The sequence below is a fragment of the Mycolicibacterium sp. CBM1 genome (assembly GCF_054073305.1).
The window spans coordinates 45,566-63,106 of the sequence record NZ_JBSXPP010000005.1 but is presented as its reverse complement, the minus strand read 5'-3'; the positions used below and the strand labels follow the sequence as shown (position 1 = coordinate 63,106).

Sequence of the window (17,541 nt, the reverse complement as noted above, 5' to 3'; positions counted from 1 at the left end):
TCTAGGGTGTGCGGTGTGCGCGTCCTCGTGATCGGATCCGGTGCCCGCGAACACGCCCTGCTGCTGGGCCTGCGCCGCGACTCGGAGGTGGACTTCCTGGCCGTGGCGCCGGGCAATGCGGGCACGGCAAGCGTGGCCGAACAGCACGAAGTCGACGTCACCTCCGCCGAGGCGGTCACCGCGCTGGCCCGCAAGCTCGGCATCGACCTGGTGGTGATCGGCCCGGAGGTGCCCCTGGTTCTCGGTGTCGCCGACGCCGTGCGGGCCGCCGGCATCGCCTGCTTCGGCCCGTCCAAGGACGCCGCCCGCATCGAGGGCTCCAAGGCCTTCGCCAAAGACGTGATGACCGCCGCCGGGGTGCGCACCGCCGCCAGCGAGACCGTCGACAACCCCGCCCGGCTCGACGCCGCACTCGACCGATTCGGTGTCGCCGCCGGCCAACCCGCCTGGGTCGTCAAGGACGACGGGCTGGCCGCCGGCAAGGGTGTGGTGGTCACCGCCGACCGCGACGTGGCGCGCGCACATGCCGCCGCGCTGCTCGACTCCGGGCATCCGGTGCTGCTGGAGTCGTTCCTCGACGGCCCCGAGGTGTCGCTGTTCTGTCTGGTCGACGGTCCCACCGTGGTCCCGCTGCTGCCCGCCCAGGACTTCAAACGCGTCGGCGACAACGACGCCGGACCCAACACCGGCGGGATGGGCGCCTACTCGCCGCTGCCCTGGCTGCCCGCCGCGGTGACCGACGCCATCGTCAGTGATGTGGTCGAACCCGTTGCCGCCGAACTGGTCCGCCGCGGCAGCAGCTTCTCCGGGCTCCTCTATGCCGGGCTGGCGATGACCTCGGCCGGCCCCGCGGTGGTCGAGTTCAACTGCCGCTTCGGCGATCCGGAGACGCAGGCGGTGCTGGCACTACTCGAATCACCGCTGGGCCGGCTGCTGTCGGCAACGGCCACCGGAACGCTGGCCGACTTCGGCCCCCTGCAGTGGCAGGACGGCTACGCCGTCACCGTCGTCGTCGCCGCCGAGAACTATCCCGGGCGGCCCCGGCTCGGGGATGCGATCACCGGTGCCGACGCCGAGGGCGTCCTGCATGCCGGCACCACCCGGCGTGGTGACGGCACCGTCGTCTCCTCCGGAGGCAGGGTGTTGTCCGTGGTCGGCACGGGCGCCGATTTGGTGGCCGCGCGCGCCGCCGCCTACCAAATCTTGTCGTCGATTCGCTTGCCCGGCAGCCACTTTCGTGGTGACATCGCGCTCGCGGCTGCGGAGGGGCGGATCGCGCTGCCGTGAGCGCCGCCGGGCTCAGGCGGTGAGCAGCGGGGCCATCCAGGTCAGCTCGGCCGGCAACTGGGCGCTCCAGAACCCGCTGTCATGGCCGCCGGGGGAGAAACCGCCGGCCGGCGGGGTCGGCAGCTGCGCGATGAACTGCTTAGTCGCCGCGTAGAACGGATCGCTGTCGCCGCAGTCGATCCGGATTGGGATCGACGCCAGGGCGGGCAGGCCGAAGACGCTGTTGGCGGCGAAGTCGTCGGCGCCGTCGAACGCGCCCGGTGCGGTGGCTCCGGAGGACAGCCACAGCGCGGGGCTGACCGCGGTGATCGCCGCGGTACGGGCCGGGCCGAGCCGGGCGCCGAGTAGCAGGGCGCCGTAACCGCCCATCGACCACCCGATGAACCCGACTCGCGAGGTGTCCAGTCCCTGCCCGCCGAGCATCGGGATGAGTTCGTCGAGCACCATCGCCCCGGAGTCCTCACCCGAGGTGCGCTTGTGCCAGTAGCTGTCGCCGCCGTCGACCGCGACGACGGCGAACGGGGGCAGGCCGGCCTGGACCGCCTGAGCCAGACCCTGCTCGACGCCACCCGCCATCACCGCGGCCGCGCTGCTCCACTTTCCGTGCAGCGCGATGACCGGCCGCAGCGGGGAGGTCTGCCCGGGCGGGCGGGCGATGGCCCAGTTGGTCGGAACACCGCCGCGGGCGGCCGAGACGAACGAGCCGGTCACCATGGTCGGTGCGGCGACGCCCGCCGGTATGGGGTCCAGCGGCGCGGGCGGACGCAGGGGAGCGCCGACGCCGGCCATCGCGATGTCCGGCCCGGCGGGTCGCGCTGCGGAGTCCAGCATCCGGCCCGCGGTGAACGCTCCGACGGCGCCGGCCGCGGCTCCGGCGCCGAGTCGCAGAACAGTGCGGCGGCTCAGGTTCGGCATGCGGCACATCTTGCCATCGGGTTGCCGTCGGGTTGCCGTCGAAGCCCAGCGGGCAGGCACCCCGAAGCAGGGTGAGGTTAATGATTCGGTGAAAGACCAATCTGGCCTCTGACCGGCTGGCAGCATTGCTGAACGTGACGGCAGCGGCAACGCCCAAGGGGGAACGACGACGGTATGCGCTGATCAGCGCGGCCGCCGAGTTGCTCTGCGAAGGTGGGTTCGAGGCGGTGCGGCATCGTGCCGTGGCCCGCCGCGCCGGGTTGCCGCTGGCGTCGACCACCTACTACTTCTCCTCGCTCGACGACCTCGTGCAGAAGGCCGTCGAGTATCTGGGTGCGTTGGAGGCCGCCCAGTTACGTGCCCGCGTGGAGGCGCTGCCCCGGCGCCGCCGGGGCCCCGAGGCGACCGCAGACGTCCTGGTCGATCTGCTCGTCGGCGACCTCGGCACCGAAGCGACCGGTGAGCAGCTGATCTCCCGCTATGAGCGCTACATCGCCTGCGCTCGCCAGCCGGACCTGCGTGAGGTCCAGCGCCGACTGCTGCGGCAGCGGGTCGAGGCGGTGGCCGAGGCGACCGCGCGATCGGGGCGCACTGTGCCCGACGAGCTGGTGACCGCGCTCGTGCACGCCGTCGACGGGGCCGTGGTTTCGGCGATGGTCGCCGACGGGGACGGGCCGCGCGAGGTCGCGCGCGCCACGCTGGTCGACGTGATCGATGTGCTGGCACCGATCGACGAGCGCACCATCCGGGTCTAAACGGATACGTTCGAGGGATGGACTTCTCCGCGCTGACCCGGCCGGCGACAGAACTGCTCGACGGCGCCATGGACCGGGCGCTCGTCCTCGGCTACACCAAGATCGGCTCGGGGCTGCGCCGGCACTGGTGGGCCGCCGACCCCGCGCCGAGCGCGCTGGTCGGCAAGCGGGTGCTGATCACCGGGGCGACGGCCGGGATCGGACTGGCGATGGCGCAGTCGTTCGGCGACCTCGGTGCCACGGTGCACGTGCTGGGGCGAAACGCCGATAAGGTCCGCGCGTCGTCGGCGTCGATCCGGTCCGCGGTCGCCGAGGCCCACGTCGTGGAGGAGATCTGCGATGTCTCCGACCTGGACGCCGTGCGCGAATGGACGGCGGCCTTCGTCAACCGGGTGCCCGCCCTCGACGGGCTGGTGCACAACGCCGGGCTCATGCCCAAGCAGCGCACGCTGACCGCCCAGGGGCACGAGATGCAGCTGGCCACCCACGTGCTGGGCCCGCACCTGATGACCGAACGCCTGCTGCCGCTGCTGCGGGCGGCCGGCGGCGCGTCGGTGGTGTTCGTATCCTCCGGCGGCATGTACGGCGCGCCGCTCGTGGCCGACGACCTGGAGTCCCGGCACGGCTATAGCGGGGTGCGGGCCTACGCCCGCACCAAGAAGATGCAGGTGGTGCTGGCCGACTCGTGGGCGCGTCGACTGGCCGGTTCCGATGTACGGGTCGAGAGCATGCATCCCGGGTGGGTCGACACCCCGGGCGTGGCCGAATACCTGCCCCGGTTCCGGGTGGTCACCAAACCGCTCCTGCGCGACGTGGCCGACGGCGCCGACACCGCGGTGTGGCTAGTCGCCACCCGCCCGGAATCCAAGCCCGGACACTTCTGGCACGACCGGGTGCAGCGGCCGACGACGTTCGGCTGGCAGCGCCACGAGAACCCCGCCAAGGTGCGGCGGTTCCTCGAACAGGTCAGCCGGCTGACCGGCACCGCGGAGACCTGGACCGGCCTGCGCTCCTAGGAGCCTGCGGCCAGCCGTTGCAGGCGGGTCGCCAGCAGCGCCACCCGATGCGCGTTGCCCGCCAGGGTGACGTAGCGGTCGCCGAACGCGGCCAGCAGCGCATCGTCGAGGCGGCGAACCGCTCCCGCGGGGAAGCGGTAGTCCATCTTCTCGTTGACGGCCTCGGTGTCGAGGGTGGCGAGCAGCTCCTCGAGGGCGTCGAGGGTCAGGATGCCCAGCTCGCCGAGCAACGCCGACATCCACGCGTAGTGCTCGGTGCGGGACCAGCCCGCCTCGGGGAATCGGTGCCCGAGGTAGGTGGCCAGCACCGGCGTCGCAATCCCGGTGCCGCTGGGCGGCGGCGTGCGATCGTCGGCCATCGACGCCCGCAACCGGTCCCGGATCTCGGTGAACTCCCGATCGGCCAGCTCCAGCAGGCCGGCCGCCAGGGTGAACCGGCGATCCAGTTCGGGGGCGTCCCGCTCGGGCACGCTGCCCTTGTAGCGGATGTCGTGTTCGAACTCCGCCCAGGCGTGCTGCAGCACGGTGCGCACCTGCACCGAAGCCGGCTGCGTCTCACCGTCGACGGCGACGAGCAGGTGCCGGCTGGCGTATCCCCACCGCCCCGCCCGAGCGGTCACCTGCCCCATGTCGAGATCGGCCAACACCTGCATCTCCTCGCCGAGCACGGTGCCGACGGCGGTGACGTCCTCGCGCAGGTAGGTGATGACCCGCACCCCGACTTGGTCGGTGATCTGCGTCGACGGATCGGTGTAGAGCCGCTCGCCGTTGCTGCTGCGATCCGCCTTCGCCGCGAACGAGGCGACGCTCTTGGTGCGCGCGGTAACCGACAGATAGTTGATGCCCGCATCGTCGAGCAGCCGGGTGATCAGCGCCAGGTAGTGCTCGGTGGTGGCCAGCAGGGCCGGGCGCCGCTGTGCGTAGCGGGCGACCGCGTCGCCGACCACACCCGGGGTCGGCTCGGGCGGGGCGGGCACCAGGTCGGGCGGCAGCGTCGGCGTCACGATGTAGCCGCCCTCGAAGTCCCCGTAGAGCGTCACCGCGGTCGGCCGCCGGGTCGCGTAGAGCCCCACATAAGCGCACATCACCGCGTCGATCGGGTCTTCGGCGCGGCGCAGGTCGCTCTTTCGGGCGGCGGTCTCGACGGCGCCGCGCATAGCGGCCCACTCGGGGTGATCGGCGACCCGAAGCGGTACCGCTGCCTGCGCCAGGCGTTCGATCTCGTCCATCAGCCGCAGCAGCTCGGTGCGTAGCTGGGTCAGGGTGCGGCCCTGCTTGTGCTTGTACTTCAGGGTGCGCCCGAGCCGGAACAGCACGACCGTGGCCGGGTGCGGGTAGACCTCGATGGCGCGCCGCGGCGACCGCGAATGTGGGTCCATGTCCAGGCCGAGCGCTTCGGCGAGCCGGGCGCCGCGCGGCGTGCCGGCGAATTCGGGTTTGCCCGTGTTCGCCGGGTGCGCGCCGGCCTCGAACTTGGCGAAATCACGGTTCAGGTCCGTCTCACAGCCCCGCTGCCCGGTCGGGTTGGTCACCACCAGCGGAGCATCGATGGACACCAGGCAGGCTCCCTCGACGTAGGGTCGCACCGCGGCAAGGATGCTCGAATCATCCTGGGCCGCAGCGATATGGACCAACCGTCCGTCGCTGTCGAGCACCGCGATACCGGTGGGTTTGCGCTCACCCCAGGCCAGGTCCAGGCCGACGAAGTACATCCGTCTACCTTGCCGTACCGGGACCGTAAGCTGTTGGGTTGTGACGATCCCCGCTCCCATCCCCGACGTGCTGGCCCATCGGTACGCCAGCGCCGACATGGTCGCCATCTGGTCACCCGAAGCCAAGATCGTCGCCGAGCGCCGGCTGTGGCTCGCCGTGCTGCGTGCCCAGGCCGAACTCGGTGTCGACGTCCCCGCCGGGGTCGTCGAGGACTACGAGCGGGTGCTCACCCACGTCGACCTCGCCTCGATCGCCGCCCGCGAACGGGTGACCCGCCACGACGTCAAGGCTCGCATCGAGGAGTTCAACGCCCTGGCCGGCCACGAGCATGTGCACAAGGGCATGACCAGCCGCGACCTGACCGAGAACGTCGAGCAGCTGCAGATCCGCCGCTCGCTGGAACTGGTGCACGCCCACGGTGTCGCCGTGGTGGCGCGGCTAGCCGAGCACGCGGCGACCTACCGGGACCTGGTGATGGCCGGGCGCAGCCACAACGTCGCCGCCCAGGCCACCACGCTGGGCAAGCGGTTCGCCTCGGCCGCCGAGGAGACCCTGATCGCGCTGCGGCGCATCGAGGAGCTGATTGCGCGCTACCCGTTGCGCGGCATCAAGGGGCCGATGGGTACCGCCCAGGACATGCTCGACCTGTTCGAGGGGGACGCCGACCGGTTGGCCGAACTGGAACGCCGGGTCGGCGAATTCCTGGGATTCTCAGCCGTTTTCACCAGCCTCGGCCAGGTCTATCCCCGCTCACTAGACCACGACGTGGTCTCGGCTCTGGTGCAGCTCGGCGCCGGCCCGTCGTCGTTCGCGCACACCGTGCGGCTGATGGCGGGCCACGAGCTGGTGACCGAGGGGTTCGCGGCCGGGCAGGTCGGCTCCTCGGCCATGCCGCACAAGATGAACACCCGCAGCTGCGAACGGGTCAACGGTCTGCAGGTGGTGCTGCGCGGCTATGCCTCGATGGCCGCCGAACTGGCCGGCGCCCAGTGGAACGAGGGCGACGTGTTCTGCTCGGTGGTGCGCCGGGTCGCGCTCCCGGACGCGTTCTTCGCCGTCGACGGCCAGATCGAGACGTTCCTGACCGTGCTCGAGGAGTTCGGTGCGTACCCGGCTGTCATCCAGCGCGAGCTGGATCGCTACCTGCCGTTCCTGGCCACCACCAAGGTGCTGATCGCGGCGGTGCGCGCCGGGGTGGGCCGGGAGACCGCCCACGAGGTCATCAAGGAACATGCGGTGGCCGTCGCGCTGGCCATGCGCGAGCAGGGCAGCGAACCGGATCTGCTGGACCGGCTCGCGGCCGACGACCGTCTGCCGCTGGACCGGGCGGCACTGGATGCCGCCCTCGCCGACAAACAGGCCTTCACCGGAGCGGCCGCCAGCCAGGTCGACCAGGTGATCGCCGCGGTCGACGAGCTGGTACGCGCCCACCCCGATGCGGCGAAGTACACCCCCGGCGCGATTCTGTAAGCCCGTGTCGCTCACCGACATCGACTTCACCGACCTCGACAACTTCGCCGACGGGTTTCCCCATCAGCTGTTCGCCGTGCACCGCCGCGAGGCGCCGGTCTACTGGCACGAGCCCACGGAGAACACCCCGGACGGTGAGGGGTTCTGGTCAGTGGCGACGCACCCGGAAACCCTTGCCGTGCTGCGTGATCCAGACACCTACTCGTCGGTGACCGGTGGTGAGCGGCCGTACGGCGGCACCCTGCTGCAGGACTTGCCGGTCGCCGGCCAGGTGCTCAACATGATGGACGACCCGCGCCACACCCACATCCGCCGACTGGTCAGCTCCGGGCTGACCCCGCGGATGATCCGCCGGGTCGAGGACGATCTGCGGCACCGGGCGCGGGTGTTGCTCGACGCGGTTCGGCCGAGTGTCCCTTTCGACTTCCTGATGGACGTGGCCGCCGAGTTGCCGATGCAGATGATCTGCATCCTGCTGGGTGTGCCTGAGACCGAACGGCATTGGCTGTTCCGGGCCATCGAGCCGAGCTTCGACTTCGGTGACTCCCGCAAGGGTGAGGTCGGCACGATATCTGTCGAGGAAGCCGGCTCGCGGATGTTCGCCTACGGCATGGAGCTGATCGCCGCCAAGCGCGCCGAGCCCGGTGACGACATGCTCTCGGTGGTCGCCAACGCAACGGTGCAGGACGCCTCGTTGTCCGATCTCGAGCTGTACATGTTCTTTTCCCTGCTGTTCAGTGCGGGCGCCGAGACCACTCGCAACGCGATCGCCGGGGGACTGCTGGCGCTGGCGCAGCACCCCGACCAGTATCAACGGCTGCGCAGCGATCCCGCGTTGCTGCCGACGGCGGTCGAGGAGATGGTGCGCTGGACCTCGCCGTCACCGTCGAAGCGGCGGACCGCCACTCGGGACACCGAACTCGGCGGGCACCGGGTCGAAGCCGGTCAGAAAGTGCTGGTGTGGGAGGGTTCGGCCAACCGCGACGCGTCGGTGTTCGACTACGCCGACACCTTCGATGTCGGGCGTAAACCTAATCCGCACTTGGGCTTCGGGCAGGGCGTGCACTATTGCCTGGGGGCCAATCTGGCGCGCCTCGAGTTGCGGGTGCTCTACGAGGAAATGCTCGGGCGGTTCAACGAGATCCACGTGGCCAAGCCGGTGGAGTGGGCGCGCAGTAATCGGCACACCGGCATTCGGCACCTGGTCGTCGAACTGCGCTGATCACATCACGGCGTGGCCGGCGTCGACCGGCAGCGTCACTCCGGTGATGTAGCGTGCCTTCGGGCTGGCAAGGAAAACAACGGCATTCGTGACGTCTTCGCTTTCGACGAACGGTACCGGCATCAGGTTCGCGGACAGCGACGGCGCATTCGGGCTCTCCTGCATCATCCGCGCCATGTGCTCGTTGAGGATCATCGGCGTTCCCACCCCGGTGGGATGCACCGTGTTGACCCGGATGTTGTGCTGGGCATAGGCGTTCGCCGCCGAACGCATCAGCCCGACCACCCCGTGTTTGGCCGCCGCGTAGGCGAACATCGCAGCGCTGCCGTCGCCACCGCGGCCGACCAGACCCTGAGCGGAACTGGTCAGGATGACCGAGCCGCCGCGCCCCTTACGGATGATCGACGGCACGGTCGCGACGATGGTGTGCCACACGCCGTCGAGGTTGGTGTCGAGGATGTCGTGGTAGACCTGCGTATCCAGCGGGTCCCGGCGTCCGATCGCCACCACGCCGGCGTTGGCCACGACGATGTCGATGTCACCGAGCTCGTCGATCCCACTGCGCACCCCGGCGGTCAGCGCGTCCAGGTCGCGCACATCGGCGATCACCGCAACAGCGCGCCGACCCTGGGCCTGGACCAGCTCGACGGTCTCGTCGAGGTCGGCCTTGGTCGCCAGCGGGTAGGGAATCGACTCGATATCGGCGCACCGGTCGACGACGATGACGTCGGCGCCTTCGGCGGCCAGCGCCACCGCATGACTGCGGCCCTGGCCGCGGGCGGCGCCGGTGACTACTGCGACGGTATCGATGAGCTCTGACACGAGCCGAACTGTAGCCTGGTGCCGCCGCGGCGCGCGGACGTGCGAAGCCCGCTCAACGCGCCAACGTCCGCCACGCCCGGGGCATCGCGACGCCCGCGGAGCGCAGTTCGAGTGCGGCCAGGCCGCGGATCGCGTAGGGATCCTCGCGCCGCCACGCCCCGACCGGGTCGAAGCTGACTTCGGTGAGCTTGCGCAACGGCCGGTTGGCCAGCGCCCGCAGTGCCAACAACTGTTCCCCGGCAGAGGTCCTGGCCAGTGCGATGACCGTCCATTTGCGGCGGAAGAACCGGATCCGCAGGAACAGCCACGGCATACCCACCGCCAGGATCGGCGGCGCGGCCACCGCGATCGCCAGCAGCACGGCCAGCCACGTCGCGGTGCTGTCGAGGTTGTGTCCCGCGCCGGCGAGGTCCAGCGCGGCCTCGCTGGCAGCTCGCAGCGGCTTGGACACCGTGTCGCCCACCAGGGGAATCTTGTGTGCGCTCTCGCCCGCCGAGTCCAGGTTGTCGGCGATCCCGGTGGCTCCGTCCTTCACCTGCCGGCCCACCTCGGCGATGGTCGCGACCGCGCTGTGGACGCCCAGGCCGACCAACACCCAGGCGGTGATCCACACTCCGACCAGCAGATCGCTGACCAACTGCGCGAGCAGCCGGCCGGGTGTGGTGGCGTAGGGCAGGAACCGCGATCTCATCGCTCGATCCCAGCACAATCGTGGCGCCACAGCGGCCGATAGGCTGACGCGATGCGCCCTGCTCTGAGCGACTATCGACATCTGGCCAGCGGGAAGGTTCGCGAGCTGTACGGCATCGACGACCAGCACCTGTTGTTCGTCGCCACCGACCGCATCTCGGCCTACGACTACATCCTGGACAGCCTGATCCCGGACAAGGGTCGCATCCTCACCGCGATGAGCGTGTTCTTCTTCGGCCTCATCTCGGAGCAGATCGACGCGCCCAACCACCTGGCCGGCCCGCCCGACGACCCGCGCATCCCCGACGATGTCCTGGGCCGTGCCCTGGTGGTGCGCCGCCTGGAGATGGTCCCGGTGGAATGCGTCGCGCGCGGCTACCTGAGCGGCTCGGGATTGCTGGACTACCAGCGCACCGGCACGGTCTGCGGGATCGCCCTGCCGCCGGGCCTGGTCGAAGCCAGCAAGTTCGCGACCCCGCTGTTCACCCCGGCCAGCAAGGCCGAGTTCGGTGAGCACGACGAGAACATCTCCTTCGACCGCGTCGTCGACATGGTGGGCGCGCAGCTCGCCGACCAGCTGCGGGACCGCACGTTGCAGATCTACGGCCAGGCCGCCGACCACGCCTTGAGGAAGGGAATCATCATCGCCGACACCAAATTCGAGTTCGGTGTCGACGCCGACGGCCGGGTCGTGCTGGCCGACGAGGTGTTCACGCCCGACTCGTCGCGGTACTGGCCGGCCGACACCTACCAGCCCGGCGTCGTGCAGCCCAGTTTCGACAAGCAGTTCGTGCGCAACTGGCTCACCAGTGCCGAATCGGGCTGGGACCGCTACGGTCCGACTCCACCGCCGCCACTGCCCGACGAGATCGTCGATGCCACCCGGGCGCGCTACATCGAAGCCTACGAACGTATCTCGGGTCTGTCGTTCGCCGACTGGATCGGGCCGAGCGCATGAAGCCGCCGATCGCCAAGCGGGTCGACACCGAGCGGGTCCACCACGGCGACGTCTTCGTCGACCCCTACGAGTGGCTGCGAGACAAGGCCGACCCGGAGGTCATCGCTCACCTGGAAGCCGAGAACGCCTACGCCGACAAGGCCACCGCCTACCTTGAGCCGTTGCGGCAGAAGATCTTCGAGGAGATCAAGGCTCGCACTAAAGAGACCGACATGTCTGTGCCGACCCGCCGCGGGCAGTGGTGGTACTACGGGCGCAGCTTCGAGGGCAAGCAGTACGGCGCGCATTGCCGCTGCCCGGTCTCCGACGCCAGCGACTGGACCCCGCCGGTGTTCGACGAGCACACCGAGGTCCCCGGCGAGCAGGTGCTACTCGACGAGAACGCCGAAGCCGAAGGCCACGAGTTCTTCTCCCTCGGTGCCAGCAGCGTGAGCCTGGACGGCAACCTGCTGGCCTACTCGGTCGACGTCGTCGGCGACGAGCGCTACACCCTGCGGTTCAAGGACTTACGGACCGGTGAGCTCATCGGAGACGAGATCGCCGGCATCTCCTCCGGGGTGACGTGGGCGGCCGATAACGCAACTGTGTACTACACCACCGTCGACGACGCGTGGCGCCCGGACACGGTCTGGCGCCACCGGCTCGGATCGAGCGAGCCCGACCAGCAGGTCCTGCACGAACCCGATGAGCGATTCTGGATCGGAGTCGGCCGCACCCGCAGCAACTCCTACCTCATCATCGCCGCCGGATCGGCGATCACCTCAGAGGTGTGGGTCGGCGACGCCGCCGATCCGAACACTGGCTTCACCACGGTCCTGCCCCGCCGCGACGGTGTCGAGTACTCGGTCGAGCACGCGGTGGTGGGCGGCCAAGACAAGTTCCTCATCCTGCACAACGACGGCGCGGTCAACTTCACCCTCGTCGAGGCACCGGTCGACGATCCGACCGACCAGCGCACCCTGGTCGCCGCACGCGACGATGTCCGCCTTGACGGAGTGGACGCCTTCGCCGACCATCTGGTGGTCAGCTACCGCCGCGAGGCGCTGCCCCGAATCCAGTTGTGGCCCATCACCGGTGACGGCTACGGCACGCCGGAGGAGATCACCTTCGACTCGGAGCTGACGTCTGCGGGCCTGGCCGGAAACCCGAACTGGTCCACGCCCAGGCTGCGGGTCGGCACTACGTCGTTCATCACCCCGCTGCGGATCTACGACCTCGACCTCGCCACCGGCGAGCGGGCCCTGCTGCGCGAGCAGCCGGTGCTGGGCGGCTACCGCCGCGAGGACTACGTCGAGCGTCGGGACTGGGCGGTGGCCGACGACGGCACCCGGGTGCCCATCTCCATCGTGCACCGGGCTGGAGTCGAACTGCCGGCCCCCACCGTGCTTTACGGGTACGGTGCCTACGAATCGTCGGAAGACCCGCGCTTCTCGGTGGCCAGACTGTCGCTACTCGACAGGGGAGTGGTGTTCGCCGTGGCCCACGTCCGCGGTGGCGGCGAGATGGGACGGCTGTGGTACGAAGGCGGCAAGCTGCTGGAGAAACGCAACACCTTCACCGACTTCGTCGCGGTGGCACAGCATCTGGTCGACACCGGTGCGACCCGTCCGCAGAACCTGGTGGCTCTCGGCGGCAGCGCCGGTGGGTTGTTGATGGGAGCGATCGCCAACCTGGCTCCGCAGCTGTTCGCCGGCATCCTGGCCCAGGTGCCCTTCGTCGATCCGCTCACCTCGATCCTGGATCCGTCGCTGCCCTTGACGGTCACCGAGTGGGACGAGTGGGGAAATCCGTTGGAGAACTCCGATGTCTACTTCTATATGAAGTCCTACTCGCCGTATGAGAACGTCGACGCCAAGGACTACCCGGCGATCCTGGCGATGACATCGCTCAACGACACCAGGGTGCTCTACGTCGAGCCGGCCAAATGGGTCGCGGCGCTGCGGCACACCAAGACCGACGGGCATCCGGTGCTGTTGAAGACGCAGATGGCGGCCGGCCACGGTGGGATCAGCGGCCGCTACGAGCGGTGGAAGGAGGCGGCGTTCCAGTACTCGTGGTTACTGGCCACCGCCGACCGCGACCACTACGGCCGCGGCCAGGACGACCACCTCGAAGGCGGTGCGAAGCCCTGACCGCGACCTTGGATCTTCGTCCGCGGCTGGTCTGGTGAACACCCCGACCGCCGTACGGTGCCGGGCGCGGTAACGTCAGCGCCATGAGTCTGACGGACATCCCGCTCACCACCCTCGACGGCCGACCCACATCGCTGGGCGACTACTGCGACCGCGCCGTGCTCCTGGTCAACGTGGCCTCCAAGTGTGGTCTCACACCGCAGTACGGTGCGCTGGAACAGCTCGCGCGCGACTACGCCGACCGCGGGCTGACGGTGATCGGCGTGCCCTGCAACCAGTTCATGGGCCAGGAGCCGGGGACGCCGGAGGAGATCGCGACGTTCTGCTCGACGACGTACGGCGTCACCTTCCCGCTGCTGGCCAAGATCGATGTCAACGGCGCCGACCGCCATCCGCTGTATGCCGAGTTGACCCAGACCGCCGACGCCGACGGGCAGGCCGGCGACATCCAGTGGAACTTCGAGAAGTTCGTGATCGCGCCGGGCGGCACCGTGGTCAATCGCTTCCGTCCCCGCACCGAGCCCGACGCCCCCGAGGTGGTCGCCGCGATCGAGGCCGTACTGCCAGGCTGAACACCGATGGACTCCTGACATCTGGTCACACGTCACCGTCCGGACACCTGGAATTGCCACACTGGATTTCGTGGCGGGACAACTGATCGTGTCGGTGTCCGGGATCAGCGACCGGACGCTGGTCGACGTCGACGACTTCTGCGCGGCGCTCGACAGCCGATCGGTGCCGCTGTCCCTGCTCGTCGCGCCTCGGCACAAAGGCGGCTATCGGCTGGAGTCGGATCCGGGAGCCGTGGACTGGTTGCGGACCCGCCGGAGCGGCGGGGACTCGGTGGTGTTGCACGGCTTCGACGCCGCCGCCACCAAGAAGCGCCGCGGTGAATTCGCCGCGCTGCCCGCGCATGAGGCAAATCTACGGCTGATGGGCGCCGACCGGGTGCTCGAGCATGTCGGGTTGCGGACCCGGCTCTTCGCCGCTCCCGGCTGGACGGTGTCGCCGGGGACGGCGGCAGCATTGCCTCGCAACGGCTTTCGGATGCTCGCCGATCTGCACGGGATCACCGATCTGGTGGCCGGGGCGACGGTCCGCGCACGGGTGCTCGGAATCGGCGAAGGTTTCTTGAGCGAACCCTGGTGGTGCCGAACCCTGGTGCTGTCCGCCGAACGCGCGGCGCGCCGCGGCGGAATCGTCCGGTTGGCCGTCAGCGCACGGCACCTGCGTAAGGTCGGGCCGCGCCAGGCCATGCTCGACGCCGTCGACCTGGCGTTGATGCACGGCTGCACCCCGACGGTGTACCGCTGGGGTCAGGACCGCCCCGCCTCCTCGGCGGCCTGAGGTTTGCCGGAACTACCGGCCCGAGCCGCTCGCCGTCGTCGCCATCCCGCCGTCGACCGGGATGATCGCCCCGTTCACGTAGGCGCCGGCCCGGCTGGCCAGGAAGACGGCGATGCCCGCCATATCGTCGTCACGGCCGATCCGGCGCATCGGCGATGCGGCCGCGATCGCGTCGCCGAAGGCGTCCAGTGTCGCAGCCATCATCTTCGACTGGAACGGTCCGGGCGCGACCGCGTTCACTGTGATGTGTTGTGGACCAAGCTCTTTGGCCAGCACCCTGGTCAACTGGTGCACGGCTGCCTTGCTGGCCGAATACGAATAGGTGTTCATGACCGGGACGTGGATCCCGTCGATGCTGCCGATGTTGATCACGCGAGCGGGATCGTCCTGGGTGCCGGCCTTGCGTAGGGCGCCGACCAGTTCCTGCACCATCCAGAACGGCGACTTCACGTTGAGGTCGAGCACCTTGTCCCACGCCGACGCCGGAAATGACTCCAGCGGTTCACCCCACGTCGCGCCGGCGTTGTTGACCAGGATGTGCAGTTCGTCGGTGTCGGCGAGGATCTCGGCGGCCAACCGTTTGCACTCGTCCTGGTGTGACAGGTCGGCGGGAATCGCCCGGACCGAGCCGAACGCCGAGAGCTCCTCGACGGCTTGGGCGCACTTGTCGGCCTTGCGGGAACTGATGACCACGCTGGCCCCCGCCTGCAGCAGGCCTCGGGCGATCATCACCCCGATGCCGCTGCTCCCGCCGGTGACCAACGCGGTCTTGCCCGACAGTCCGAACAGGTTCTCGAGATCGGTTGTGCTCACAGATGTCTCCTTCGGTGTCTGTTCCTCACCACCACGCCGATCCGGTTGTCTGCGTTGATATCTCAGAACCGCTCAAAACCGGACGGGATTCTCCTCGGGTAACACCCGGAAATCGGTGTCGGTCATCTCGGTGAGCCGTCCGTAATAGATCCCGCGTGCCTCCGGGGCCACCACGCCCTGGTGGATCGGCACCGCATGCTCAGGCGCCACGGCCCGCAGGTAGTCGACGGCCTCGGAGATCTTCATCCACGGGGCGGCGGCCGGGGTCGCCAGCACCTGCACCGGCTCGTCGGGAACGAACAACGCATCACCGGGGTGCATCAGCCGCGCCGGATGCTCGGTGTCCCCGACAAGGTAGGAGATGTTGTCGATCACCGGGATCTCCGGATGGATGACCGCGTGCCGGCCGCCGACGCCGCGGATGGCCAACCCGGCGAGGTCGAGTTGGTCACCGACGTGCACCGCCCGCCACGGTCCACCGAGTTCGGCCGCGGTGGCGGGATCGGCGTACAACACCGCGTCGGGGTTGGCTTCGACCAGAGCGGGTAACCGGTCCCGGTCGGCGTGATCGGGGTGCTGATGGGTGATCAGGATCGCCGACAGTCCGGTCACGCCCTCGAATCCGTGCGAGAAGGTGCCGGGGTCGAACAGCAGGGTGGTGCCGTCGAAATCGGCGAGAAGGCATGAATGGCCGAAATGCGTCAGTTCCATGCTTACGATTGTGCGCGCAGGGGGAGGCTGAGAAATATAAGAACCATGCGCTGGGTGTTCGCGGTGATGCTGGTGGCCTACGGGTTGACCGGGGCGCTAGCCGGTGGGCCGGGAGTGCCGCGGGCTGTCGCCGAACCGCAGAACTGTCCGCCCAACTGTGACCGCATCCCCGACGCCGCGTGGGTCGCGCCGTGGGCGATGCCGCTCAACGCCCGCTACGCCTGGCCACGGCTGGCCGGAGTGGCGGTGACGGCGGTGGCGCCCCGGTTCCGCTTCGAGGAGCTCTGCGGGACGCCTGCGGTGGCGCAGGATCCGCGCGCGTATGCCGTGGGGGAGCGAGCGACGGTGGTCAATCCCGACGGCCAGTGGCAGCTGCAGGCGCAGATCCTGCACTGGCGCGGTGAGACCTGGCGCGGCGGTCAATTGGCGCAGGACGTGTTCACCGCCGCGGTTTCGGCGCTTCGCTCCTGCCAACGCACCAACGCGCAGGCCTCGCCGTCGCTGTCCACCGCCGAACCCGACCGGGTGGCCGCGGTGATCAGCGGCCCGGTGATCCTGCACCAGTACCTGGTGGTCAATCCGGCCAACAGCACGGTGACCGAATTGGCGCTGTGGTCCACCGCGCCGCCACTTACCCCGTGGCCGGCGCTGCCGGACGACACGGTGCTCGACGCCCTCGGCGCGCCGCTGTGCACGGCCTACATCGGGTCGTGTCCATGAGCCGCCGGTAGAGTTGAACCGCAATATTCGCCGACGTCAGCAGGAGCGCCCGTGCCCCGAGTGGTGGTCAACGTGATGCCCAAAGCCGAGATCCTCGACCCCCAGGGTCAGGCGATCGTCGGCGCATTGGGCCGTCTGGGACACGCCGGAATATCAGATGTCCGGCAGGGCAAGCGATTCGAGCTCGAAGTCGACGACTCGGTCAGCGACGCCGAGCTCGCCGAAATCGCCGAGTCGCTGCTGGCCAACACCGTCATCGAGGACTGGTCGGTCACCCGGGAACCGGCATGAGCGCCCGGGTCGGGGTCATCACCTTCCCGGGCACCCTCGACGATGTCGACGCCGCGCGTGCGGTGCGGCTCGCCGGTGCCGAGGCCGTCAGCCTCTGGCACGGTGACGCTGATCTCAAGGGTGTCGACGCCGTCGTCGTGCCCGGCGGTTTCTCCTACGGCGACTATCTGCGCTGCGGGGCGATCGCGAAGTTCGCGCCGGTCATGGGCGAGGTCATCGCCGCGGCCGGCCGGGGCATGCCGGTGCTCGGCATCTGCAACGGCTTTCAGGTGCTCTGTGAGGCCGGTCTGCTTCCCGGCGCACTAACCCGCAACGCCGGCCTGCACTTCGTCTGCCGCGACGTGTGGCTCAAGGTGGACTCCGTGACCAGCGCGTGGACCTCCCGCTACGAATGGGGCGCCGAACTGCTGGTGCCGCTGAAGTCCGGCGAGGGCCGCTACGTGGCCAGTGACGCCGTCCTCGACGAACTCGAGGGCGAGGGTCGGGTGGTGTTCCGCTATGCCGAGAACCCCAACGGGTCCATGCGCGACATCGCCGGCATCAGCTCCGCCAACGGCAGGGTCGTCGGCTTGATGCCGCACCCCGAACATGCGACGGAGGCGCTCACCGGCCCGTCCGACGACGGGCTCGGGATGTTCTACTCCGCGCTCGACGCCGTCCTGGTCTAGTCGAAACCGCC

Annotated in this window: 18 protein-coding genes; 12 read left to right on the top strand and 6 right to left on the bottom strand. The window is 69.4% G+C overall.

The features are described from left to right. Window positions 1–15 precede the first annotated feature (15 nt). Window positions 16–1,287 carry a phosphoribosylamine--glycine ligase gene (purD, locus tag ACXDF8_RS08355; protein WP_457222784.1) on the top strand — a complete coding sequence of 424 codons (1,272 nt, stop codon included), beginning with the start codon at window positions 16–18 and terminating at the stop codon, window positions 1,285–1,287. A gap of 12 nt (window positions 1,288–1,299) precedes the next feature. Here the strand turns inward: purD and ACXDF8_RS08350 are convergent, their stop codons facing one another. Next, entirely contained in the window at window positions 1,300–2,211 is a 912-nt protein-coding gene (locus tag ACXDF8_RS08350; protein WP_457223047.1) for an alpha/beta hydrolase, read from the bottom strand. A gap of 116 nt (window positions 2,212–2,327) precedes the next feature. Here ACXDF8_RS08350 and ACXDF8_RS08345 point away from each other — a divergent pair, with 116 nt between their 5' ends. Continuing rightward, window positions 2,328–2,957, top strand: coding sequence for a TetR/AcrR family transcriptional regulator (locus ACXDF8_RS08345; RefSeq protein WP_457222783.1), 630 nt, complete (start codon window positions 2,328–2,330; stop codon window positions 2,955–2,957). 17 nt (window positions 2,958–2,974) lie between these two features. Continuing rightward, window positions 2,975–3,973, top strand: a complete 999-nt coding sequence (locus tag ACXDF8_RS08340; RefSeq protein WP_457222782.1) for an SDR family NAD(P)-dependent oxidoreductase — start codon at window positions 2,975–2,977, stop codon at window positions 3,971–3,973. Here ACXDF8_RS08340 and relZ read toward each other — a convergent pair. Beyond that, on the bottom strand, window positions 3,970–5,685 hold the full coding sequence (gene relZ, locus ACXDF8_RS08335) for a bifunctional ribonuclease/(p)ppGpp synthase (RefSeq protein ID WP_457222781.1): 1,716 nt from the start codon (window positions 5,683–5,685) through the stop codon (window positions 3,970–3,972). The two genes, ACXDF8_RS08340 and relZ, sit on opposite strands and share 4 nt — an antisense overlap. 46 nt (window positions 5,686–5,731) lie before the next feature. Between relZ and purB the strand changes: the two genes are divergently transcribed. Both purB and ACXDF8_RS08325 read left to right on the top strand, forming a co-directional pair. Further along, a complete protein-coding gene (gene purB, locus ACXDF8_RS08330; RefSeq protein ID WP_457223046.1) occupies window positions 5,732–7,156 on the top strand; it encodes an adenylosuccinate lyase in 1,425 nt (474 codons plus the stop codon). Window positions 7,157–7,160: 4 nt separating this feature from the next. Next, window positions 7,161–8,378, top strand: a complete 1,218-nt coding sequence (locus tag ACXDF8_RS08325; RefSeq protein ID WP_457222780.1) for a cytochrome P450 — start codon at window positions 7,161–7,163, stop codon at window positions 8,376–8,378. Here ACXDF8_RS08325 and ACXDF8_RS08320 read toward each other — a convergent pair whose 3' ends face one another. Further along, window positions 8,379–9,200, bottom strand: a complete 822-nt coding sequence (locus tag ACXDF8_RS08320; protein WP_457222779.1) for a mycofactocin-coupled SDR family oxidoreductase — start codon at window positions 9,198–9,200, stop codon at window positions 8,379–8,381. A 52-nt stretch (window positions 9,201–9,252) separates the two neighbouring features. Next, the gene (locus ACXDF8_RS08315) at window positions 9,253–9,891 is read right to left on the bottom strand and encodes a hypothetical protein (protein ID WP_457222778.1); all 639 of its coding nucleotides are present in this window, start codon (window positions 9,889–9,891) and stop codon (window positions 9,253–9,255) included. 51 nt (window positions 9,892–9,942) lie between these two features. Between ACXDF8_RS08315 and ACXDF8_RS08310 the strand changes: the two genes are divergently transcribed. The 4 genes from ACXDF8_RS08310 to ACXDF8_RS08295 all read left to right on the top strand — a co-directional run bounded on the left by ACXDF8_RS08310 (window position 9,943) and on the right by ACXDF8_RS08295 (window position 14,327). Continuing rightward, window positions 9,943–10,848 (top strand): phosphoribosylaminoimidazolesuccinocarboxamide synthase, encoded by a 906-nt coding sequence (locus ACXDF8_RS08310; protein ID WP_457222777.1) that lies wholly within the window; start codon window positions 9,943–9,945, stop codon window positions 10,846–10,848. Further along, complete coding sequence (locus ACXDF8_RS08305; protein WP_457222776.1) at window positions 10,845–12,980, top strand: S9 family peptidase; 2,136 nt, start codon at window positions 10,845–10,847, stop codon at window positions 12,978–12,980. The genes ACXDF8_RS08310 and ACXDF8_RS08305 overlap by 4 nt, the downstream gene beginning before the upstream one ends. An 83-nt stretch (window positions 12,981–13,063) precedes the next feature. Next, complete coding sequence (locus tag ACXDF8_RS08300; protein ID WP_457222775.1) at window positions 13,064–13,552, top strand: glutathione peroxidase; 489 nt, start codon at window positions 13,064–13,066, stop codon at window positions 13,550–13,552. Between the two features lie 70 nt (window positions 13,553–13,622). Then, window positions 13,623–14,327 (top strand): DUF2334 domain-containing protein, encoded by a 705-nt coding sequence (locus ACXDF8_RS08295; protein ID WP_457222774.1) that lies wholly within the window; start codon window positions 13,623–13,625, stop codon window positions 14,325–14,327. Between the two features lie 12 nt (window positions 14,328–14,339). Here the strand turns inward: ACXDF8_RS08295 and ACXDF8_RS08290 are convergent, their stop codons facing one another. Both ACXDF8_RS08290 and ACXDF8_RS08285 read right to left on the bottom strand, forming a co-directional pair. Beyond that, window positions 14,340–15,140 carry an SDR family oxidoreductase gene (locus ACXDF8_RS08290; RefSeq protein WP_457222773.1) on the bottom strand — a complete coding sequence of 267 codons (801 nt, stop codon included), beginning with the start codon at window positions 15,138–15,140 and terminating at the stop codon, window positions 14,340–14,342. Between the two features lie 72 nt (window positions 15,141–15,212). Then, window positions 15,213–15,851, bottom strand: coding sequence for an MBL fold metallo-hydrolase (locus tag ACXDF8_RS08285; protein ID WP_457222772.1), 639 nt, complete (start codon window positions 15,849–15,851; stop codon window positions 15,213–15,215). Here ACXDF8_RS08285 and ACXDF8_RS08280 point away from each other — a divergent pair. From ACXDF8_RS08280 to purQ, 3 genes are read left to right on the top strand one after another with little or no spacing between them, the layout of a single operon-like run. After that, complete coding sequence (locus ACXDF8_RS08280; RefSeq protein ID WP_457222771.1) at window positions 15,828–16,571, top strand: ATPase; 744 nt, start codon at window positions 15,828–15,830, stop codon at window positions 16,569–16,571. The genes ACXDF8_RS08285 and ACXDF8_RS08280 overlap by 24 nt on opposite strands. Before the next feature lie 51 nt (window positions 16,572–16,622). Further along, a complete protein-coding gene (gene purS, locus ACXDF8_RS08275; protein WP_457222770.1) occupies window positions 16,623–16,862 on the top strand; it encodes a phosphoribosylformylglycinamidine synthase subunit PurS in 240 nt (79 codons plus the stop codon). Further along, on the top strand, window positions 16,859–17,530 hold the full coding sequence (gene purQ / locus ACXDF8_RS08270) for a phosphoribosylformylglycinamidine synthase subunit PurQ (protein ID WP_457222769.1): 672 nt from the start codon (window positions 16,859–16,861) through the stop codon (window positions 17,528–17,530). Before purS ends, purQ begins: the two co-directional genes overlap by 4 nt. Window positions 17,531–17,541: the final 11 nt, after the last annotated feature.